Source organism: Halobaculum halobium (genome assembly GCF_030127145.1).
Taxonomy (GTDB): Archaea; Halobacteriota; Halobacteria; order Halobacteriales; family Haloferacaceae; genus Halobaculum; species Halobaculum halobium.
In genome coordinates this window covers 1477530-1498706 of the sequence record NZ_CP126158.1, presented here as the reverse complement: position 1 = coordinate 1498706, position 21177 = coordinate 1477530, and the positions used below count along the sequence as shown (strand labels likewise).

At 71.4% G+C, this 21177-nt stretch carries 20 protein-coding genes; 15 read left to right on the top strand and 5 right to left on the bottom strand.

What is annotated here, in order from left to right:
* Positions 1-11 precede the first annotated feature (11 nt).
* On the top strand, positions 12-377 hold the full coding sequence (locus P0Y41_RS07875) for a DUF5518 domain-containing protein (protein WP_284060830.1): 366 nt from the start codon (positions 12-14) through the stop codon (positions 375-377).
* 32 nt (positions 378-409) lie between these two features.
* Here P0Y41_RS07875 and P0Y41_RS07870 read toward each other — a convergent pair whose 3' ends face one another.
* Complete coding sequence (locus P0Y41_RS07870; RefSeq protein ID WP_284060829.1) at positions 410-910, bottom strand: DUF367 family protein; 501 nt, start codon at positions 908-910, stop codon at positions 410-412.
* 127 nt (positions 911-1037) lie between these two features.
* Here P0Y41_RS07870 and P0Y41_RS07865 point away from each other — a divergent pair, with 127 nt between their 5' ends.
* The gene (locus tag P0Y41_RS07865; protein WP_284060828.1) at positions 1038-1424 is read left to right on the top strand and encodes a nuclear transport factor 2 family protein; all 387 of its coding nucleotides are present in this window, start codon (positions 1038-1040) and stop codon (positions 1422-1424) included.
* A gap of 42 nt (positions 1425-1466) precedes the next feature.
* Here P0Y41_RS07865 and serS read toward each other — a convergent pair whose 3' ends face one another.
* On the bottom strand, positions 1467-2846 hold the full coding sequence (gene serS / locus P0Y41_RS07860; RefSeq protein ID WP_284060827.1) for a serine--tRNA ligase: 1380 nt from the start codon (positions 2844-2846) through the stop codon (positions 1467-1469).
* 177 nt (positions 2847-3023) lie between these two features.
* Positions 3024-4157 (bottom strand): thiolase family protein, encoded by a 1134-nt coding sequence (locus P0Y41_RS07855; protein ID WP_284060826.1) that lies wholly within the window; start codon positions 4155-4157, stop codon positions 3024-3026.
* 146 nt (positions 4158-4303) lie between these two features.
* Here P0Y41_RS07855 and P0Y41_RS07850 point away from each other — a divergent pair, with 146 nt between their 5' ends.
* The 9 genes from P0Y41_RS07850 (at position 4304) to P0Y41_RS07810 (ending at position 14446) form a co-directional block, all read left to right on the top strand.
* Entirely contained in the window at positions 4304-5668 is a 1365-nt protein-coding gene (locus P0Y41_RS07850; RefSeq protein WP_284060825.1) for an ATP-binding protein, read from the top strand.
* 197 nt (positions 5669-5865) lie between these two features.
* The gene (locus P0Y41_RS07845) at positions 5866-6690 is read left to right on the top strand and encodes an MBL fold metallo-hydrolase (protein ID WP_284060824.1); all 825 of its coding nucleotides are present in this window, start codon (positions 5866-5868) and stop codon (positions 6688-6690) included.
* 158 nt (positions 6691-6848) lie between these two features.
* Complete coding sequence (locus P0Y41_RS07840; RefSeq protein ID WP_284060823.1) at positions 6849-7760, top strand: CARDB domain-containing protein; 912 nt, start codon at positions 6849-6851, stop codon at positions 7758-7760.
* A complete protein-coding gene (locus P0Y41_RS07835; protein ID WP_284060822.1) occupies positions 7757-8446 on the top strand; it encodes a hypothetical protein in 690 nt (229 codons plus the stop codon). Before P0Y41_RS07840 ends, P0Y41_RS07835 begins: the two co-directional genes overlap by 4 nt.
* 194 nt (positions 8447-8640) lie before the next feature.
* Positions 8641-9294 (top strand): ABC transporter ATP-binding protein, encoded by a 654-nt coding sequence (locus P0Y41_RS07830; RefSeq protein WP_284063373.1) that lies wholly within the window; start codon positions 8641-8643, stop codon positions 9292-9294.
* The gene (locus tag P0Y41_RS07825; protein WP_284060821.1) at positions 9287-10576 is read left to right on the top strand and encodes an ABC transporter permease; all 1290 of its coding nucleotides are present in this window, start codon (positions 9287-9289) and stop codon (positions 10574-10576) included. The genes P0Y41_RS07830 and P0Y41_RS07825 overlap by 8 nt, the downstream gene beginning before the upstream one ends.
* A gap of 118 nt (positions 10577-10694) precedes the next feature.
* Positions 10695-12065 (top strand): PQQ-dependent sugar dehydrogenase, encoded by a 1371-nt coding sequence (locus P0Y41_RS07820; protein ID WP_284060820.1) that lies wholly within the window; start codon positions 10695-10697, stop codon positions 12063-12065.
* Positions 12062-13540, top strand: coding sequence for an aryl-sulfate sulfotransferase (locus P0Y41_RS07815; RefSeq protein WP_284060819.1), 1479 nt, complete (start codon positions 12062-12064; stop codon positions 13538-13540). The genes P0Y41_RS07820 and P0Y41_RS07815 overlap by 4 nt, the downstream gene beginning before the upstream one ends.
* A gap of 66 nt (positions 13541-13606) precedes the next feature.
* The gene (locus tag P0Y41_RS07810; protein ID WP_284060818.1) at positions 13607-14446 is read left to right on the top strand and encodes an ABC transporter permease subunit; all 840 of its coding nucleotides are present in this window, start codon (positions 13607-13609) and stop codon (positions 14444-14446) included.
* Positions 14447-14509: 63 nt separating this feature from the next.
* On the opposite strand, the gene P0Y41_RS07805 is transcribed toward P0Y41_RS07810, so the two are convergent.
* Positions 14510-15475: a DUF5787 family protein gene (locus P0Y41_RS07805; RefSeq protein ID WP_284060817.1), complete on the bottom strand. Its 966-nt coding sequence runs from the start codon at positions 15473-15475 to the stop codon at positions 14510-14512.
* 150 nt (positions 15476-15625) lie between these two features.
* Between P0Y41_RS07805 and P0Y41_RS07800 the strand changes: the two genes are divergently transcribed.
* A complete protein-coding gene (locus P0Y41_RS07800; RefSeq protein WP_284060816.1) occupies positions 15626-16393 on the top strand; it encodes a DUF6517 family protein in 768 nt (255 codons plus the stop codon).
* Positions 16394-16486: 93 nt separating this feature from the next.
* Entirely contained in the window at positions 16487-17725 is a 1239-nt protein-coding gene (locus P0Y41_RS07795) for a threonine synthase (RefSeq protein ID WP_284060815.1), read from the top strand.
* Positions 17726-17937: 212 nt separating this feature from the next.
* On the opposite strand, the gene P0Y41_RS07790 is transcribed toward P0Y41_RS07795, so the two are convergent.
* On the bottom strand, positions 17938-19257 hold the full coding sequence (locus P0Y41_RS07790; RefSeq protein WP_284060814.1) for an eIF2B alpha/beta/delta subunit family protein: 1320 nt from the start codon (positions 19255-19257) through the stop codon (positions 17938-17940).
* A 135-nt stretch (positions 19258-19392) separates the two neighbouring features.
* Here P0Y41_RS07790 and P0Y41_RS07785 point away from each other — a divergent pair, with 135 nt between their 5' ends.
* Both P0Y41_RS07785 and P0Y41_RS07780 read left to right on the top strand, forming a co-directional pair.
* The gene (locus tag P0Y41_RS07785; protein ID WP_284060813.1) at positions 19393-20148 is read left to right on the top strand and encodes a coenzyme F420-0:L-glutamate ligase; all 756 of its coding nucleotides are present in this window, start codon (positions 19393-19395) and stop codon (positions 20146-20148) included.
* 22 nt (positions 20149-20170) lie between these two features.
* Positions 20171-21157 (top strand): 5,10-methylenetetrahydromethanopterin reductase, encoded by a 987-nt coding sequence (locus tag P0Y41_RS07780; protein ID WP_284063372.1) that lies wholly within the window; start codon positions 20171-20173, stop codon positions 21155-21157.
* Positions 21158-21177: the final 20 nt, after the last annotated feature.

The window sequence follows — 21177 nt, the reverse complement described above, 5'->3', positions numbered from 1 at the left end:
TATGTCGAGGTATGACCAACTGGCGTGCGGTTGCGTGGGGCGCGGTCGTGTTCCTCGTACTCGCGGCGTTCGGCACCGCTATTCCGGTCGTCGGCCAATTCGGCGCCGGGCTCATCGGGGGCGGCGTCGCGGGCTACATCGCCGGCGGCGGCCTCGGCAACGGCGCGTGGCACGGCCTGCTCGCGGGGTCGGCGACGGGCGTCGCCTACACCCTCCTGTTCGCGCTGCTCGGGGGCGTGCTCGGACTCGCAGGGGGCGGTCCGCTCGGCGGCCTTGTCGGTGGCGCGGGGATCCTGCTGCTCGGGGTCGTGATCACGCTCGCGTTCGCAATCGACTCGGCTATCGCCGGCGCCATCGGCGCTGCGCTTGCCGAGTAACGCCTCCGTGCGGTCGAAGCGGCTCCCGGCGTTCAGCGGTCGAGGTACTCCTGCTGGATCGCGACGACGTCCGACGAGTCGTCGCACTCGCCGTAGCGCCGCAACGGCTCCTCGTTGAGTTCGAGGAACGTCTCCCCCCAGGTGAACTTCGCGAGGACCTCCGTCGCCTGCGCCGGTTCGCCGAGGATCCACAGCGCCGCGGCGAACGCTTCCACCGTCGTCAACTGCATCGGGCGGCCGAAGTTCACCGGGTTGGCGGCGACGAGGTACGGGAGCGCGCGGTGCTCGCCCGGCAGCGAGAACATCGCTTCCCCCGCCGACTCCCACGAGCAGTCGAGCGCGACGAGCGTCTCGCCGTCGCCCGACTCGCGGTCGGCCGGCGAGAGCGCCCGCTCGGCGTGGGGATTGAGCACGACTCCGTACGGCGTCGCCCGGTCCGAGCGATGGAGCTCCGCGAGATCGAAGCGCGCGAGCTTTCGGGCCGTGCACTTGTCGGGGTCGTCGTCGCCCTCGTACCGGACGTGCAGGTCCACACCGAGGGGAGAGTCCGCGCGGGCGAATAAGCGCCCCGGAGTGGACGAGCCGACACGCACCTCAGAACGGACGGCCGACCGCGTCGTCCCCGACCGATTCAAGCCACGCGGGCCCGGGATCCGATCCGTGACAGCCGACGCGACCGTGCGGTCGTACTACGACGCCGTCGACGCCGGCGAGTACGACGCGCTCGCCGACCTGCTCGCGCCCGAATTCGTCCACGAGCGCCCCGACCGGACCCTCTCGGGCCGCGAGTCGTTCGTCCGATTCATGCGCGAGGACCGCCCCCGGACGGACACGGCACACCGCCTCGACGCGGTGTACGTCCGAACCGACGACGATGATGACGCTTCCGGCGGCCCGGACAGCGGCGGAGAGACTGACACACCCGCCGAGGTCGTGGTTCGAGGACGTCTACTCGACGGCGACGGCGCCGACATGTTCGGCTTCGTCGACGTGTTCCGCCTCGCGAGCGGCGACGCCGTCGAGCGGCTGACGACGTACACCAACTAGGGATCGACGGGGACGCCTGCGACGGCCGCCGGATTCCGGCGCCTACTCCTTCTCGCCGGCGCCGACGGCGCTCTCGCCGACCTTCTCGCTACCCTCGATGACCTCGCGGCCGCCCATGTAGGGCCGGAGGGGTTCGGGCACGTCGACGGTACCGTCGTCGTTCTGGTAGTACTCCAAGATCGCCACGACGACGCGCGGGACAGCCACGCCCGAGCCGTTGAGCGTGTGGAGGTACTCGGCGCTCTCGTGGCGCTCGGGACGGAACCGCAGGCCGGCGCGGCGCGCCTGGAAGTCGCGGAAGTTCGACACCGACGAGACCTCCAGCCAGCGACCGCCCTGCTCGGGGCCGTCGGCCATGTCGTCGCCGGGTGCCCACACCTCGATGTCGTACTTCTTCGCCTGCGTGAAGCCCAGGTCGCCGGTGCACATCTCCAGAACGCGGTACGGGAGGTCGAGGCGTTGCAGCACCTCCTCGGCCTCCTCGACGAGGCGCTCGAAGCGCTCCTCGCTGCGCTCGGGGCGCACGAAGTTCACCATCTCCACCTTGTTGAACTGGTGGACGCGGACGATCCCGCGCGTCTCGGTGCCGTGCTCGCCGGCCTCGCGGCGGAAGTTCGGCGAGTACGCCTGGTGTTTGATCGGGAGGTCGTCGTCCAGCAGGATCTCGTCGCGGTACATGTTCGTCACCGGAACCTCCGCCGTCGGCAAGAGCCAGAGGTCGTCGTCGTCGATCTCGTCGGCGTTCTCGTCGCCGACGCGGTAGGCGTCCTCGACGAATTTCGGGAACTGGCCGGTCCCCTCCATCGATTTCGAGTTCACCGGGATCGGCGGGAACACGTCGGTGTACCCCTGCTCGCGGTGGACCTCGAGGAAGAACTGGATCAGCGCGTGCTCCAGCATCGCGCCCTCGCCCTTCGCGAAGTAGAACCCGCCGCCCGACACCTTCGCCCCGCGGTCGAAATCGAGGATGTCCAGGTCCTCGCCCAGGTCGTAGTGCGGGGTCACCTCCTCGGGGAGGGGTCGGAGGTCGTCGAACCCCTCGCGTCGGCGCTCGACGTTCTCGGACTCGTCCTCGCCCACGGGCACGTCGTCGTCGGGGATCTGCGGCAGGTGGAGCATCGCCTCGTGCAGTTCCGCTTCCAGTTCGTCGGCGCGGTCTTCGATCTCGCTGAGTTCCGATTTGAGGTCCTGGCTCCTGTCGATCGCGTCCTGGGCCTCCTCCTCTTTCCCCTCCTGTTTCAACCGGCCGATCTCCGACGAGACCTCGTTGCGCTCGTGGCGCAGCGTGTCGCCGCGGCCCTTCAGGTCGCGCCACTCCTCGTCGAGTTCGAGAATCCGGTCGAGATCGACGTCGACCCCCTTGTTCTCGATCCCCTCGCGAACCTCCTCGGGGTGCTCGCGGAGGTACTGCCTCGAAATCATTATCTGTCGCTTCCGGTGGTTACGCCTAAACCGTGTCGGGTCCGTGTGACTGCGTCACCGGGCGTCACCCGGACGAGGCGGACGGCACCGCGACCTCGTCCCAAAGGGAATGTCGTGGACGGTCTCGATCAGACTGACCCCTGAGAAAGCGCGGCCCGAACCGCCGATCGCGACGATCTACCGACTGAACTCGATCGCCGCGCCCTGCCCGAAGCCGACGCACAGCGACGCCAGCCCGCGGTCCACGTCGCGCTTGATCATCTCGTGGATAAGCGTCACGGGAAGGCGCGCGCCCGACGCTCCCAGCGGGTGCCCGAGCGCGATGGCGCCGCCGTTGACGTTGTAGCTGTCCTCGTCGATACCCAACTCCCGGCGAGTGTACTCACACTGGGAGGCGAACGCCTCGTTCACCTCGACGAGCCCGTAGTCGTCGATGTCGCTGCCGGCGCGCTCGAGGAGACCGCGGGTCGCCGGCACCGGGCCGATGCCCATGACCGTCGGGTCGACGCCAGCGACGTGGTTCGTGCCGACCTCCGCGAGCACCTCCAGCCCGTGCTCGTCGGCGAACTCCTTCGAACAGACGAGCGTCGCCGCCGCGCCGTCGGTGATCTGCGAGGAGTTCCCCGCCGTCACGCTCCCGTCTCCGGTGAACGCCGGCGACAGTCCGCCGAGCGTCTCCATGTCGGTGTTCGGGCGGATCCCCTCGTCCTCCGCCACGACACCGTCCTCCGTTTCCACGGGAACGATCTCGTCGTCGAAGCGTCCGGTCTCGGTCGCCTCGGCGGCTCGGTGGTGTGACCGCACGGCGAACTCGTCTTGCGCCTCGCGGGACACCTCGTACTCCTCGGCGACCTTCTCGGCGGTCATCCCCATCTGGAGTTGGAAGACGTTGTACTGCTCCGACAGCTCCGGATGGAGGTGCTGGTAGGAGTCGCCGTCCATCGGCACTCGGCTCATGCTCTCGACGCCGCCGGCGATGATGCACTCGCGGTTGCCCGCGGCGACCGCGTCGCTGGCGGAGATGATCGACTGCATCGAGGAGGCGCACCAGCGGTTGATGCTCGTCGCGGGCGTCCCCTCGCCCAACTCCGAGAGGAGCGCGATGACGCGCGCGACGTTGTTGTCCTGCTCCCCGCGCTGCTGGGCGACTCCCCACATCAGGTCGTCCACGTCGTCGGCGTCGAGGTCGTGCTCCTCGAGGATGTGGTCGATGAGCGTGACCGAGAGGTCCTCGCTCCGGACGTCCTCGAAGACGCCTCCCTGCCTGCCGAACGGGGTACGATACGCGGCCGCGATGACGGGCGTTGTCATGCCACGCTCTCGGCGGTCCTGCCTGATAAATCCGGGAGAACCGATCGGACGTGGCCGCGGGTTTATCCTGTCGCATGCGTCGGATTCCCACGGTGGTTTCGGTCGCTTCGACGCGCTTAACAGCTTCCGCCGGCAATCCCTGGGGGATGAGTGACCCGGCAGAGGACGTGGTCGAGCTTCTCGTAACCGTCCACCGCTACAACGAGGACCGCGACCTCGACGCCGACGACCTACCGCCACGGTACCGCAAGGTCTTCTGGAGCGAGTCCCCGGAAGACGAGGACGGACCCGGCGGCGTGGAGCGGCCGCTCCACGTGACTGAATCGACCGCAAAGACCGCAACCGGCGTCGAGCGCCCGTGGGAGGCGATCTCGGATCTCCTGTTCACCCAGCGAAAGGACTTCTCTGGCGAGGTGTCGCTGTCTCAGCCGGAGATGGCCGTCGAGTGGCTCCTCGACCGCGTCGACGACGACGACCTCCTGAGCAACCCAGTGATCGCGGCGCTCGCCGAGGACCCGGACGTCGAGCACGACCGCGACTTCTCGGTCACCCACACCGAGGCCCGCGAGGAGAACCGCCCGGTCCGCGCCGACCGCGTGTGGATCGACGCCCTCCTCGGCGAGTACTTCGACGAGGAGGAAGACGCCGAGATGCTCGATCTCGTCACCGTGAAGGCGCCCGAGGAGATCGAGATGACTCTCCGGGATCTCGTGCTCACGGCCGATCAAGAGGGTGAGATCCGCAAGCTGATGAAAGCGATCGAACACCGCGAATACCTCGCCAACATCGGTCTGCGCGAGATCGGCAAGCTCCTGTTCGTCGGTCCGCCGGGCACCGGGAAGACGACGGCCGCCCGCGCGTTGGCGCACGAACTCGGCCTCCCGTTCGTCGAGGTGAAGCTCTCGATGGTGACGAGCCAGTACCTCGGCGAGACCGCGAAGAACGTCGAGAAGACGTTCGAGGTCGCCAAGCGCCTGGCGCCGTGTATCCTCTTCATCGACGAGTTCGACTCCGTCGCGAAGACGCGCAAGTCCGACGAGCACGCCGCGCTCAAGCGCGCGGTCAACACGCTGCTCAAGAGCATCGACGAGGTCTCGCTCGTCCGCGACGAGGTGCTCCTGATCTCGGCGACGAACCACCCCGACCAGCTCGACGCCGCCGCGTGGCGCCGCTTCGACGAGATCGTCAACTTCCCCAAGCCCGACCGGCAGATGCGCTCGGACATCCTCCGCGTCATCACCCGCCAGATGGAGATCGCGAGCTTCGACCCCGACGAGGTCGCCGATCGCACGGAGGGGCTCACGGGCTCGGACCTCCGACTCGTGCTCCGAGAGGCCGTGCTCGAGGCGCTCACCGACGACCGGATGGAGATCACACAGGAAGACATCATGGACGCCGTTCAGGATTTCGAGGAGCGCGACAACCTCAAGAACATGGACATGATCGACGGCGAGGGCGCCGAGGTCGTCGGCGACGGCGGCGGCGGCCACGATCACGACCACGATCACTGACGACGATCTGTCACACTGCTGTTCGCGGGTTGCTGCTCCCCGCTCGCTGTCGCGGTCTCGCCACTGATTGACCGCGCTCATGCGCACGGGTCACTCCGCTCGCCGTACGCGATCCGTCCGCTGTTCGCAACGTGATCGCCGTTCAGTCGGCCGCGCTCCCGACACCGCTTTGTCTCCCCTCTCCCCACCCTCGATAGATGCGCGTCACGCTCCTCGGCACGGGCGACACCACCGGCACGCCCACCGTCGGCTGCGACTGCGACACGTGCGAGGCGGCCCGCGAGCGGGGGATCGAGCGCTCGCGCTTCTCGGTCCACGTCGAGAACGAGCGCACCGGCGAGTCGCTTTTGATCGACCTGTCGCCGGATTTTCGCCACCAGTTTCTCACTCACGACGTGCCCCTCCCCGACGCCGCGATCGTCTCGCACATCCACTTCGACCACCTCGACGGCCTCGGCAACGCCTACCGCCTGTTCGACGACCTCCCGGTGTACGCCGCCGACGAGGTCGACCCCGTCACCGGCGAGTCGGTCGCCGACACGATCCGCTCGAAGTACGACTACCTCGACCGCGTCACCGTCGAGGACGTCTCGCCGTTCGAGTCGGCCCGGGTCTGCGGGCTCGACGTGACGCTCGTGCCTGTCGACCACCCGCCGTTGGTCTGCTACGGGCTGTGCGTCGAGGACCCCGAGACGGGCGCGAAGCTGTCGCTGTCGGGGGACACGAGCTACGACGTACCAGACGACTCGCGGGCGGCGCTGGCCGACCCGGACCTCCTGCTGGCCGACGGCATCGTCCCCGCGCGCTTCTGCGAGTACCACCCGCTGGGCGGGAACGACGAGGGCCCCGACGGTACCCCCTACACCTTCGGCACGAAGCACATGACCCGCGAGGGCGCGCTGGCGCTGGCCGACGACCTCGGCGCAGCCGAGACCCGGCTCGTCCACCTCGCGCACTACTACCCGCCCGAGGAGGCGTTCGCGGAGCCGCTTGCGGTCGACGGGGAGACGTACGAGCTGTGACCCGCGGCGCGACGCGCCGCCGTCGGTAGCGGTAGCCGTCGACTCCGGGTGGGCCCGCCGCGTTCGGCCGACCCGGTTCGCCGGTCGGCGCTCAGCGCGCCGCCGGCTGTGATCCGCCGGAGAAGGTATTTGCGGCTCCGTCCCCTATTCGTGCTATCTTGAACGATCGTTCGACTGGAGCACTCGCGCTCGCCGCAGCCCTCCTCCTCGCCACCTCGGTGCTCGTCCCGTTCGTCGGCGTCGCCGACGCGGTTCCCGACGCCCGCGTCTCGGTGACCGACGCGACAGTCACGCCGGCGACGCCGACCGCGGGGGCGCCGGTCACCGTCGAGGCGACCGTCCGCCTCTCGGGCGGGAGTGACTCAGCCGCCGACCTCGACCGGGTCGCCGTCCGCGACGCCAACGGTACCGTCTTGGGCGCGGCGACCGGGCTCGGCACGCTTTCGCCTGGTGAGACGCTCACGGTCCCTGTGACACTCACCGTCGACGAGCCCGGCGCGACCGAGCTCACGGTCGTCGCCACCGTCTCCGACTCCGACGACGAGTCCGCGACCGCCAGTCGCCCGCTCTCGTTGGTCGTCGAACAGGGCGCGCCGCTGGTCGAGGCGACCGCCGTCGACGCCGTCGTTGACGCCGACTCGACGGTCGACGTGACCGTCTCGAACCCCACGACCGCCGCCCTGCGCGACCTCACGGTCACGGTCGTCGACCCGAGCGACGGCGAGCGAGTCCGCCGCACCGTCGCGACGCTCGCGGCGGGCGCGAGCCAACCGCTCAATTTCTCGGTTCGACCGAGCGAGGCCGGCGACCGGACGTTCCGCGTCCGCGTCGACTACACGACCGCCGCGGGCACCCGCGCGACCGTCACACACGAACGCGGCGTCGCGGTCGCGCCCTCTCCGCGGATGTGGGGGTCCGCGTCGGGCCCGCGAGCGACGCCGCGGGCGACGACGCCGCCGGCGGCGCGACCGGGCTCGCGGGGCTCATCGGCGGCGGTGGCGGCGGCGCCCTGCAGCCGTCGACCGGCGGCGGTGACGACGACGCCGGTGGCGACGACCGCGTCGACGTGACCGTGACTAACTTCGGCAACGCCGCGATCGATCGGATCGTGCTCGTTCCGCGGGGGGACAACGGCACCGTCGTCCCCGCGATCGGCCGCGTCGCCGTCGCGGACGCCCTCGCGCCCGGCGAGGAGGCGACCGTGACCGTCGACCTCTCGACCGTCGAGACCGCGGGGGACATCGACTTCGTGGCCCGGTACGATCTCGCGGGCGAGCGCCGCGAGGCCGCCGCAGGGTACGACTTCCGCCCGAACCGCGGCGCCGTCGAACTGACCGGCCTGAACGTCAGCGTCGCCGACGACGGGCGCGTCACGATCGGCGGCAACCTCGGCAACGTCGGGAACGGCGAGGTGTCCGGAGTGGTGGTCGGCGTCGCCGGCTCTGACCTCGCCGCTCCCGCGTACCCGCAGCGGAGCTACTTCGTGGGCACCGTCGGCGCCAGCGAGTTCGCCCCCTTCAGCGTGACCGGCCGCGTCGACGCCGCGAACGCGACGACGGTTCCCGTCCGGGTGGCGTACACCGCCGGCGACGAGCGCGTCACCGAGGTGATCGAGGTGCCGCTCCCGGCCGAGGAGCCGCCAGCGCGCGGGCTGTCCGGCGTCTTCGGCACCCTCGACCTCGCCGGGGGCTTCCTCCTGGCGCTCGGGTTCGCGATTCCCCTGGCGATCGGACTGCTCGTCCGCCGATACGTATGAGCGGCGACGCGAACGCGGGGGCGGGCGACAGCGCGACCGCCGACGCGTCCCGGGCAGACGGGTCCCGATCGCCGCCCGCCGCCGACACGGCTTCCGATACCGCCGACACAGCCGACACGGCCGCCGGCGCGACACCGGCTGGCCTGACCGCCCGCGAGGCCGCCGCCGCAGACGCGGACGACTCGACCCCGCCGTTGCGACTCGCGAACGTGACGAAGCGCTACGAGGGCGGGGCCGGCACCGTCACCGCCCTGTCGGACGTGGACTTCGCAGTCGACGCCGGCGAGGTCGTCGCCGTCGTCGGTCCCTCCGGGTCGGGGAAGTCGACGATGCTGAACCTCTTGGGCCTGCTCGACGACCCGACCGAAGGCCGCGTCGAACTCCACGGCGCGCCCGTCGCCGGCCGAACCGAGCGCGAACGCACCGACGTGCGCCGCGAGACGATCGGGTTCGTGTTTCAGGATTTCCACCTCATCCCGACGCTGTCGGCCGTCGAGAACGTGCGCCTCCCGACGGCGTTTCTCCCCGAGGACGCGACCGACCGCGCGGTCGACCTGCTCGAACGCGTCGGCCTCGGCGACCGGCTCGATCACACCCCGGACGAACTGTCCGGCGGGCAGAAGCAGCGCGTCGCCATCGCGCGCTCGCTGATCAACGAGCCCGACGTGCTGCTCGCGGACGAGCCGACCGGCAATCTCGACCGCGACACCGGCGTCTCGGTGCTCGAGGAGGTCCGCGAGATCGCCGCCGGCGGCGTCGGCGTCGTCGCCGTCACCCACGACGATCTCGTGACCGACTACGCCGACCGGACCGTCGAACTCGTCGACGGGGTGCTCCGCGATGCCTGACAGGTCCCGGCTCCGGCGAGGGGTTCGGGGAGTTCGCCGGCGTGCGGCGGGAGGTCGCCGCCGGGTCGCTCGCGCGCTCGCGACGGTCGTCGCCGCCGCGGTCTCGGCGGCGCCGGCGCCGGTCGTCGACCGGACGCGACGCGCCGTCACCGCGCTGGGCCGCCGCTTCCCGGCGGTCTCGCTCGCGCTTCGCAACCTCTCGCGCCAGCGCCTCCGGGCGGGGCTGGCCGCGCTGGGCATCGTCATCGGCGTGTTCGCGGTCGTCGCGCTTGGGATGCTCGGCACCGCCCTCCAGACGGCCGCGACCGACGAACTCGGCGGGCTCGGGAACCAGGTGATCGTCAGCCCGGCCGCCGAGTCTGGCGAGGAGGCGCTCAACAGCCGCGACCTCGCGGCCGTCGAGCGCGCCGCCGCCGGCCGCGGGACGGTGATCCCCCTGAAGTCGACCGGGGGAACCGTCAGCGGCGGCGGGGGCCAGACGGTCGCACAGGTGTACGGGACGACGAACCCGCGGCCGTTGTTCGGCGACGCGCCCGGCGTCCCCGACTACCACCGGCAGGGTGCGCTCGTCGGCGCCGACGTGGCGGGGGCGCTCGACCTCCGCGTCGGGTCGCAGGTCACAATCGAGTCGAACACCTACCGGGTCGTCGCGGTCCTCCCGCCGCAGTCGAGCATCACGCCGCTGCGGGCCGACTCGGCGGTCGTTCTCCCGCCCGGCGAGTTCGCCACCGACGGCTTCTCGCAGGTCGTCGTGCAGGCCGATTCAGGGGGTGACGCCGACGCCGTCGCCCGCGGGGTCCGCGAGCGCCTCAACGTCCGCGAACGGCGGGTCTCGGTGTTCTCGCTGACGAGCGTGCTCGATCAGATCACGGAGTTCTTCGCGCTGCTCAACGGCTTCCTCCTCGCGGTCGCTGGCGTCTCGCTCGTCGTCGCCGGCGTGTCCATCTTCAACGTGATGCTGATGACCGTCTCCGAGCGACGCGGGGAGATCGGCGTCCTGCGCGCGGTCGGGATCCACCGCGATCAGGTGTTGCGGACGCTGCTCGTGGAGGCGACGCTGCTCGGCGTCGGCGGCGGCGCGGTCGGCGTGCTGCTCGGCACGGTCGGCGTCGTCCTCGTCGCGCTCAACACGGAGCTCCCGCTGGAGGCGGTGCTCGTGCCCACGAACGCGTTCGTGGCGCTGGGAGCGTTCGCCTTCGGCGCGACGGTCGCACTCGTCGGCGGGCTGTATCCCGCCTACCGCGCGGCGTGGGAGCCCCCGGTCGAGTCGCTCCGTGGGTGAGTCGGAGCGACCCCGGGTGCCGGTCGGCCGCGTTCGCGGTCGGCTTCGGCGGCGCTACCGGGTCCGGGGGCGAGGAAATACCCGAAGACACTTGCGGCCGTGTTCGTTCCTGACATCTATGTCGAACGATTGGTCCCGCCGCCGGACGCTCGCGGTCGCCGGTGCGGCGCTGCTGGCCGGCTGTAGCGGCTCGTCACCCTCCGACGAGCCCACCGACGGCGACCCGACCGCCGGAACGACGAGCGGAACGCCGACGCCGGAGCCGACGCCCGTCCCCGAGCCCGACGCGTCGTTCACGCCCGAGGAGTGGAGTGCACCGACCGACGCGCCCGCGAGCGACCCGGAGCGAACCGTCTTGGTCGAGAACCTGGAGGTGCCGTGGGACATCTCGGTCGCCGGCAACGGCGACGTGTTCGTCACCGAGCGCGTCGGCCGCGTCAGCCGCGTCGCCGGCGGCGACCTCGACACGGTATTTTCACCCGCCGACGCGATCGACGCCGGCTCGATCGCCGCCGAGCCGCAAGAACAGCAGTGGTGGGTCGAGGGCGGCGAGGGCGGCACCCTCGGCGTCGCGGTCCATCCGGACTACCCGGACGTGGAGGTGCTCTACGTCTACTACACCGCGAGTGTCGGCGACGACGAACGGATCAACCGCGTCTCGCGGTTCGACCTCTCGGCCGACGACCCCGCGGCGACCGAGCGCGTCGTCGTCGGCGACATGGCCGCCAACAACTTCCACAACGGCGGCCGGATCGCCTTCGGCCCCCGCGGGTACCTGTGGATCACCACCGGCGACGCCGGCGAGGAGGCGCTGGCGGCCGACCCCGGGGCGCTTCCGGGGTCGGTGCTGCGCGTCACCGTCAACGGGGAGCCCGCGCCAGACAACCCCGACATCGACGGCGGCGACCCGCGGGTGTTCTCCTACGGCCACCGCAACCCGCAGGGGCTCGTCTGGCTCCCCGACGGCACGCCCGTCGCGACCGAGCACGGCCCCGCCGGTCGCGACGAGGTCAACCGGCTGGTCCCGGGCGGCTTCTACGGCTGGCCGGACGCCCGGAGGGCCGAGGAGTACCGCGGTCTGCCCGAGGACAGCGACGTGCGGCGCCCGCTCGCCAACACCGGCGGGAGCACGTGGGCGCCGACCGGCGCGCTGTTCTACACCGGCGACGCCGTCCCCTCGTGGCGCAACCGCCTGATCGTCGGCGGGCTGGGCAGCCAGCAGCTGATCGTGGTCACGCTGTCGCCGCCCGAGACGGAGCTACCGCCGCTTGGCGACCGAGGTCGCCGGTTCGACGCCGACTGGCTCGACGACGCCTACACTGCCACCGCCCACCCGATGTTGACGGACGTGCTCGGCCGGATCCGCCACGTCGAGCAGGGCACCGACGGCGAGCTGTACGCGATCACCTCGAACCGCGACGGCCGCTCCAGCGAGCAGTTCCCGAAGGAGAACCACGACGTGCTCGTGAAACTGGAGGCGAGCGAATGAGCGGACGCGATCGGGCCGCCGGCGTCCCCGATCGCTCGACCGCGCTCGCGCTCGTCGCCGTCGCGTGTCTCGTCGTCGCCGGCGTCGCTCCCGCGGTCGGGGCGGCGACGACCGGCGGCGCGCACGCGGTCGGCGGATCCGGCGCTCCGACCGCGCAATCGGACGGCCTCAACCCCTGCGTGGGCACCGTCGACGAGCAGCGGGGGCCGGAGACGACGACGCTCGTGTCGATCCAGGGCGCGCGCGCCGGCGACAAGACCGCCGCGCTCTTGGTCGGCTTCGCCCCGGACGGTTCGGTCGTCGGCGTCCACAACGACACCGCCGACGGCCGCTGGTGGTCCTACGACGTGGACCCTCTCCCGAACGGCGAGCTGCTGATGGCGACGACGCAGAACCGCCACACGGTGATCGAGCGGATCGACCCGGCGACCGGCGAGACCACCTCGACGATCGACCTTGAGAACGTCAAAGACGCCCACGACGTGGACTACCTCGGCGGCGGCGAGTTCGTCACCGTCGACAAGGGTGACGAGCGCAACCGCGTGGTGATCTTCGACGGCTCCGGCGAGATCGGCTGGCAGTGGCGCTTCGACGAGCACACCGACCAGTTCCCGCGCGAGGGCGGCGGCCCATACGGCGATGACTGGACCCACGTCAACGACGTGGACCCCATCGGCGACGACACGCTGCTCGTCTCCGTGCGCAACTTCGATCAGGTGATCGCCATCGACCGCGACACGAAGGAGGTGAAGTGGACGCTCGGGGAGGACGACAACTACGACATCCTGAACGAGCAGCACAACCCCGACTTCATCGAGGGCGAAGACGGCCGGACGACCGTCATCGTCGCCGACTCCGAGAACGACCGCGTCGTCGAGTACAGCCGGACCGAGGGCGGCGAGTGGGAGCGCACGTGGTCGCTCTCTGGCGGCGGTCTCCACGAGCCGCGCGACGCCGACCGCCTCCCCAACGGCAACACGCTCGTGAGCGACCGGCGCGGCCACCGCGTGCTGGAGGTCACCCCGCGGGGCGAGGTCGTCTGGGAGGTGTACACCCCGTGGCAGCCGTACGACGCCGAGCGCGTCGGCACCGACCGCGGCTCCGACGGGCCGACGATGCGGCAGGTCGGCGCCGAGGGCGACCGGGAACTGACCGGCGGAACGATCTTCGAGACCCCGGAGATCGAGGCGTGCTACGACTACCTCACCGGCTACGAGGGGAGTCGCCTCGTCCCCGACGACGAGCTGTGGGGGACGGGCGGCGACCTGGCCGAGACAGGCGCGACGCCCGGTGACGGCGGCGATGGTTCGGGCGCGGACAACGGCGGCGACGCGGACGAGGGGACCGACCGGGAGTGGACCACCGTTCCCGACGAGTCAGTCGTCGAGACGCCCGGGTTCGGCGTGCCCGCGGCGCTCGCGGGCCTCGTCGCGGCCGGCGCGCTCGCGACCGCGCTTGCGACGCGGCGCGACTGACTTCCCGCACGGGCGGGTCGTCATCACACCAGTATTACAACACTTCCGCGCGTCTATCGGGGCGACATGTCCCTCCACGCGGTCGTTCACAAGGACTTCCACGACTCGATCCGGTCGTTCACGCTGGCGTCGACGACCCTCCTCTTCGTCGCGTTCGCCGCGTTCCTCGCCGCGATCCAGTGGGTCCCCGATCTGTACGGTGCGAGCGCGGCGAACACGAGCACGCTGGCGCTGTTGAACAGCATGCGCCAGCCGACCGTCTTCATGGTCCCGCTTATCGGACTCCTCATCGCGTACGACACCCTCGCGGGCGAGCGCGAGGACGGCAGCCTCCGCCTCCTCATCGGCCTGCCGAACGCCAGGCGCCACGCCGTCCTCGGCAAGTTCGTCGGGCGGACCGCCGTGATCGCCGTCGCGATCCTCGTCAGTTACGCGGTCGCGGGCGCCATCGCGCTGGCGACGTACGAGTCGTTCGACGTTCGGGTGTTCGCGCTGTACACGGTCCTCACGATCGGCTACGGCGCGGTGTACGTCGCGCTCGCGACGGGATTCTCGGCGGCGATGGACTCCCGGCTCCGGGCGCTGTCGGGCGCGGGCGGGCTGTACGCCCTGTTTATTCTCGGGTGGGACGTGCTGTTGCTCGCGCTGCAGTTGGCGATCTACGGCAACGAGATCCCCGAGGCCGGACTCCCTGACTGGTTCAACTTCATCGGGCTGCTCAACCCTTCGACGGCGTTCATGCACGCCGTTCGAGCGGTCGTTCCGGAGTACGAGGCTATCACCTTCTATCCGGAGGGGAGCGCGTGGTACCTCGCCGATTGGATGGGCTTCGTCGTGCTGGCGGCGTGGGCGGTGGTCCCGCTCGCGCTCGGCCTGTGGCGGTTCGAGCGCGCGGACATTCACTAAGAGCGTCTGCGGGTGGTCCCGAGGGGGCCGAACGTCCGCGGCGGATGGCCCCTCACCCTCCCGTCAGCCGAACCGGTCTAATCCGGTCTGTCGCCGGGCCACTCCCGGCGGGTCGCGCTCCCACGGCGTCCGCTCGTCGCGCAGCGCCGCGAAGTCGTCGCCGTCGGCGGCCGCCTCGCCGGCCGTCCACCCGCGGCACGACTCCCCGCAGTCGCTCGCGGGGTCGACGACGCGGCCGAAGTGATCGCAGTGGGGCTGCCCGTCGGCGGTCGCCTCGCAGTTGCCGCAGGTCGGAAACTCGTACGTCCGCCAGCCCTTCCCGTAGGCCCGCTCGGCGATTCGCCGGCGCTTGCGGGCCTTCTCGGCGGCGCTCACGAGCGCTACGTCCGCGCGGCCGGGATGTTCGGCGAGCAACTCCACGCCCGGGCCGTCGGCGTCGAGCGGCGTTGCCTCGCGGATCACCTCGCGCTCGCCCGAACCGGGACGGAACCGCCAGACGCCGACCGCTTCGGGGATCCGGTTCAGATGCGCGCCGGTGACGTGGCTCTCGGTGGCGAGCACGACGCGGTCGAACAGCGCGAGGCTCGCGTCGACCCGAAGCTGTCGCCGGAGGTCGCCGGGCCGCCCGAGGTCGGGCTTGTTCTCGATGGCGACGAGTTCGTCCACCCAGTTGTCGGGGTAGCGCGTCGCCTTGCGGACGGAGCGCGTCCCGCCGCGGCGCTCCTCGGTGAAGAAGCCGCAGTCGACGGCGTCGTCGACGATGCCGCGCGCGCGGTCGGGATGGGCGTCGACGGCCTCCGCGACCGGCACCGCCTCGCCGACGCTCGCCGTCGATTCCACCGCTTTCGGCGGGATCGTTCGGTCGGTGATTCGGGCGCGTTCGTCGAATTCCGGGCCGGGGACGAGCCCGACCACGTCGACGACGCGGCTTCCTGGGGCGGCGACGGCGCCGCCGAGCTGGCGCGCGAGCACCCAGTCGGTCCCGCGTTCGAGGTGGGCACAAAGCGCCAGCTCGAAGCCGAACTCCATACCGGGGCGGGGGACCGGACGGACAAAAGCGCTCGCACGGGCGTGTCGCCGACCGACGCGCTCGGCTGTATTTCTGCCGACAGATCTTCGGGTATCGGGCCTGATACGCGCGACGACGGCCTTTTGTGTCGCACGGGCGCTGCGCCGATCATGGACAGACGACGATTCCTCGCCGGCGCCGTCGCCGCCGGGGTCGGCGGGCTGGCGGGCTGCGGAACCGCGTCGGGGAGCGTCCGGGCGCCGTCGCTGCCGGAGGAGCGGCTCGACGAGGGGGGATGGGAGCGAACGCGGGCCGACACCGAGGAGGTGCTCTCGCGGACGGTCGCCGGCGTCGATGTGACCGCGACGGCGGTCACCCGCGTGTACGACGACGCGGCGCTGCGCGCCGAGGTGTCGGACAAGACGATGGGCGCGCTCGACGCGCCGCTGTCGAACGTCTTCGCCAGCAGGATCGCCTTCTCGCCGAACCTTGCGGACATCCCGCTAGAGTCGGCCCAGGAGGAACTCGCCGCCCGCGCGGGCGACGTGGCACGGGGCCAGTTCGAGTCGCAACTGTCGTCGGCCGGACTCACCGACATCGCTGCCAGCGACGCGGGGACGCTCACCGTCGCGACGGGCGAGGACGCTTCGCTCACCGAGTACAGCGCCGCGTTCGCGTTCGATTCGCTCTCGTTCGACGTGCGCGGCGAGACCGTCGCCATCGAGGGCGGCAGCGTCGCCGTCGAGGGGCTGCTCGCCTCGTGGGTCCACGACGGCGGGCTGCTGATCGCCGGGGGCGCGTACCCCGCGGAGAACGTCGTCCGGACCGTCGACCAGGAGCTCTCGGAGGCGATCACCGTCACGGTCGACGTGGACCTGGGCCTCACGCCCGACGCGTACCGCGAGGAGGTCCGCGGGATCGTGACGCGCGTGGCGTAAGCGCGGTCCCAGCGACTCGACTGCGGTCTCACCTCCGTCGCGCGGACCGCCGGATGCACAAGCGGTTAGTCCCGTCGCGCCGAGGCGACCGGTGTGCGAACCACTGACGCCTTCGTCGCCCTGCGGTGTATCGACTGCGACGAGCGCCACGACCCGAGCGAGGTCACACACCGGTGCCCCGACTGCGGCGGCATCACCGACCCAGAGTACGACCTCGACCGCGTCGACCTAACGCGCGAGGACTTGGAATCGCGCCCGTTCGACTCCCTGTGGCGCTACGAGGAACTGCTCCCGTTCCCTCGCGAGACGGCCGTCTCCATGGGCGAGGGGGCGACGCCGCTGGTCGAGTGTCCGAGCCTCGCCGAGCGGATGGGCGTCGGCGCCGTCTACATCAAAGACGAGGGCCGCAACCCGACGGGGACGTTCAAGGACCGCGGCCAGACGGGGGCGGTCACCGCCGCCGTCGAACACGGCGCCGAGTCGATCGCGCTCAACAGCGCCGGCAACGCGGGACAGGCCGCCAGCGCCTACGCCGCCCGCGCGGGGCTTGATTCGCACGTGTTCCTCCCCGACCGCGCCGGCTTCACCCAGAAGGCGATGACGGAGGTCCACGGCGGCGACCTCCGCATCGCCGAGGGTGAGATCACCGACGCCGGCGCCGAGTACGCCGACGCGATGGAGCCGGGCAACGAGGGCGACGAGGCGGGCTGGTACTCCACGAAGACGTTCGTGACGCCGTACCGCCACGACGTGAAGAAGACGATGGCCTACGAGACGATCGAACAGCTCGACTGGCAGGTACCGGACGCCGTCGTCTACCCGACCGGCGGCGGCGTCGGGCTGATCGGGATGCACAAGGCGGCGCTCGAACTCCGAGAACTCGGTTTCACCGAGACCGACGACCTCCCGGGGATGTACGCTGCGCAGGCCGAGGGCTGTGCGCCGGTCGTCCGCGCCTTCGAGGACGGCGCTGAGGCGCACGAGGCGTGGACGGACATCACCACGGCCTGCAACGGCATCGCCGTCCCGGACCCGGGGGCGTCGCCGTGGATCCTCGACGCCATCGAGGAGTCCGAGGGCGGCGCCGTCGCCACGAGCGACGAGGCGATCCTCGACGCGGCGATCGAGGTCGCACAGGCCGAGGGAATCGAGGTCGGGGCGACGTGTGCCGCCGCGGTGTCGGGGGCGTTCGAACTCGCCGAGCGCGGCGACCTCGGCGCCGACGACACGGTCGTCCTGCTCAACACCGGTGCGGGCAATAAGGACGTGGACACACTGCGGAGCCACCTCGGAGCGCGCGAAAAGGCCGCCGAGAACGACTCGACCGAGTAGACCGCGGACGCGACACTCGCGGCGAACGTTCTTGTAGGATGACGGGGGCAATCACTCGCGATGTAACGCCTAACGAGCCCTCACGTGTACGCCACACAGCCGCGGCTCGGGAGTCGGTATCGGGCGGCTCGGGTAAATCCCTCGTCACACGGGGCTCGGTGGGGGTAACCCTCGTCACGGCCGCCCGCCCCGACGTATCCGGTCGGGGCGTATCACTCCTTCCCATCGTCGCCGGCGGCGGCGCGATCGTCGTCGCGGTCCCACGCCGCCAGCGCGCGGTGCTCCTCGGCCACCGCACGCACCGTCTCGGCATCGAGCGGGCCGTCCTCGGTCACGACGGTCACGCAGTCGGCCGGCGTCCGGTCGAACAGCGGCGCATACGTCGTCACGCCATCCGCTGCTTCGAACGGGGCCGCTTCCGGGTGAAACTCCGACCCGGTGGGAACCACCTTGTCGCGTGCGGTCGCCGCGTATACCGGCACGCCCTCGCGGACGGCCGCCAGTGCCAGCCCGCGGGTGCCGACCTTGTTTGCGACGCCGCCGTCCGAGAACACCGCGTCCGTGCCGACGAGCGCGGCGTCGACGCGGCCGTCGGCGAGCAGCGACGCGACCGCCGAGTCGGGGAGCAGGGTGACTGCACGATCCTCGTCGCCGTCCGCCGCCAGCGACGCGGCCACGTCCCGTCCCTCGCCGCCCGGCTCCGATTCGGCGACGAACACCGGGCCGTCGAGGGGTTCCAGCGCCGCGGCGACGGTGCCCGAGCGCGACAGCGTAAGCACCGCCGGCGACTCGCCGTCGTCCCCGCAGTCGGCCAGCAACGCGGCCGCCTCTCGCGCCGCGCGGTCGTCGGCGTCCGCGGCCGCGTCGACTGCCCGGATCGTGCGGTCCCGGACCGATGCCGGCGTCCGCGCCGCCTCGTGCAGCACGCGGTTCACTCGCGTCGCGAGCGCGGTCATCCCCGGTCGGCCGTCCCGGAGAGACCGGGCCGTGTCGGCGACGCGCTCCCAGCCGTCGCTGTCGGCGGTCCCCCGTTCGCCCGCGAGCGCCGTGTCGGCCGCCTCGTCGCGCAGCGCCTCCAGCGCGCGCAGCGACACGGACGCGGAGCCGTGTGTTCGGTCGGCCGCGACCGTCTCGGCGGTCGGGCCGACGGCACGGTAGGCGTCCCACAGCCGCGGCACCGTCTCCCGGTCAAGCATCGCGGGTGGCTGGACCCACTCCCATGCCGCAAGCTCCTCGTTCGGCTCCACCGCCCGCGTGTCGCAGTCGAACAGGAACGGGTGGACGGTGAACGGCCCCTCGGCGTCGTCGACGGCGACCGGCTCGCCGCGGCGAACGAGCGTCAGGCCGCCCTCCCGGATCCCTGTCTCCTCGCGCACCTCCCGGAGGGCGTCCTCGACGGGGTCGTCGGGGTCGCCCTCGACGTACCCCGAGACGCCACCCCAGCGCCCCGAGTAGGTGCCGACGGCGTCGCCCCGGCGCACGAGCAGCACCTCGCCGCGGTTGCGGAGGAAGGCGGTGACGACGTGTGCCATGCCGGCCGTTCGGCGGCGGGCGACTTCGGCGTACCGCCGTACCGGCGACGCCGTGGAGACCGCCCAGCCGATCCGAACACCGGACACGTGTACCACCACCGGCGCGCTTTTGCGCGCGACGACCGCAGAGCGGGTATGGAGCTATTCGCCGTCCCCGACCTCCCCGAGATACGGGAGGGGGACGACCTCGCGGCGCTCGTCCGCGACCGGGTCGACCTCCGACCCGACGACGTGGTGTGTGTCGCCTCGACGGTCGTCTCGAAGGCCGAGGGTAGAGCGTTCGATCTGGACAACTTCCCCGCCGGCCCGCGGGCCCGGGAGATCGCCGCCGACCTCGCGGAGATCTCCGGCGACGAGAAGGATCCGCGGTTCGCGCAGGCCGTGTTGGAGGAGTCGACCGAGGTGATCATGGACGCGCCGTTCCTCCTCACCGAGTCGCGGTTCGGTCACGTCGGCGTCAACGCCGGCATCGACCGCTCGAACGTCGCGGGGAGCGACCTCCTCCTCCTTCCGAAGCGCCCCTCAGAGTCCGCCGAGCGGATCCGCGAGGGACTGCCCGTCGACCGCGTGCTTGTCACCGACACCTGCGGGCGGCCGTTCCGCCACGGGCAGCGTGGCGTCGCGATCGGCTGGGCCGGGATGCCGCCCGCCCGCGACTGGCGCGGGGAATCGGACCGCGACGGTCGCGAACTCGGGGTGACCGTCGAGAACGTCGCCGACGAACTCGCCGCCGCCGCCAACCTCGTCGCCGGCGAGGGCGACGACGGTACTCCGGTGGTCGTCGTCCGCGACTTCGAGTGGGGCGACCACGCGGCGTCCGACGCCCACTTCCGGGACGTGGACGGTGACCTCGTCCGACAGGCCGTTCGGGGGTGGGAGTTCGATGGATAACTCGACCGACGCCGCCGCGCCCATGCTCGGCATCGAACTCGCGCCCGAACACCCGGTCGACCGGATGGTCGAACTGGGAACGCTCGCGGAGGACGCCGGCTTCGACTCGCTGTTCGTCTCTCACCACTACAACAACCGCGACGCGTTCTCCGTGCTCTCGCAGTTGGCGACGGCGACCGACACCGCCCGCCTCGGCCCGGGCGTCGTGAACCCGCTGGAGTTCCACCCGGCGACGCTCGCCTCGAAGGTGGCGACGCTCGACGAGGCCAGCGGCGGCCGCGCGGTCTTCGGTATTGGCCCGGGCGACCCCTCCACCCTCCGGAATCTGGGTTTCGCTGACGAGCGCGGGCTCCGTCCCGTACTGGAGGCGTTCAAGACAGCACAGAAGCTGTGGGCGGGCGAGCGCGTCGAAGGCGCCTCCACCTTCGACGCCGCCGACGCGGGCCTGAACTACGAGCCGCCGCAGGGCGCCGACATCCCGGTGTACGTCGGCGGCGAGGGGCCGCACATGTGCCGGATGGCGGGCAAGCACGCCGACGGCCTGCTGTTCAACGGCTCGCACCCCGACGACCTCGCGTGGGCGCGCGAGCAGGTCGCGCAGGGTGAGGCCGACCGGCCGGACTCGCGTGGGGAGTTCGATCTCGCGGCCTACGCCGCCGTCAGCGTCGCCGAAGACGCCGAGGCGGCACGGGACGCCGCCCGTCCGCCGGTGGCGTTCATCGCCGCCGGCGCCGCCCCGCCCGTGCTGAAGCGACACGGGATCGACGCCGGTCTCGCAGGCGACATCGGTGACCGCATCTCCGCCGGTGAGTTCTCCGAGGCGTTCGACCTCGTCACCCCCGAGATGGTCGATGCGTTCTGCATGGCGGGCGACGCCGACGCCGTCGCCGAGCGAATGACCGCGGTGCTGGACCACGCCGACTCGCTGGTCGTCGGTTCGCCGCTGGGGCCGGATCTCGACGACGCGATCGAACTGGCGGCCGAGGCCGCGGCTCGCGCGACGGAGTAGACGGCGGAGAAGTTCGGTCG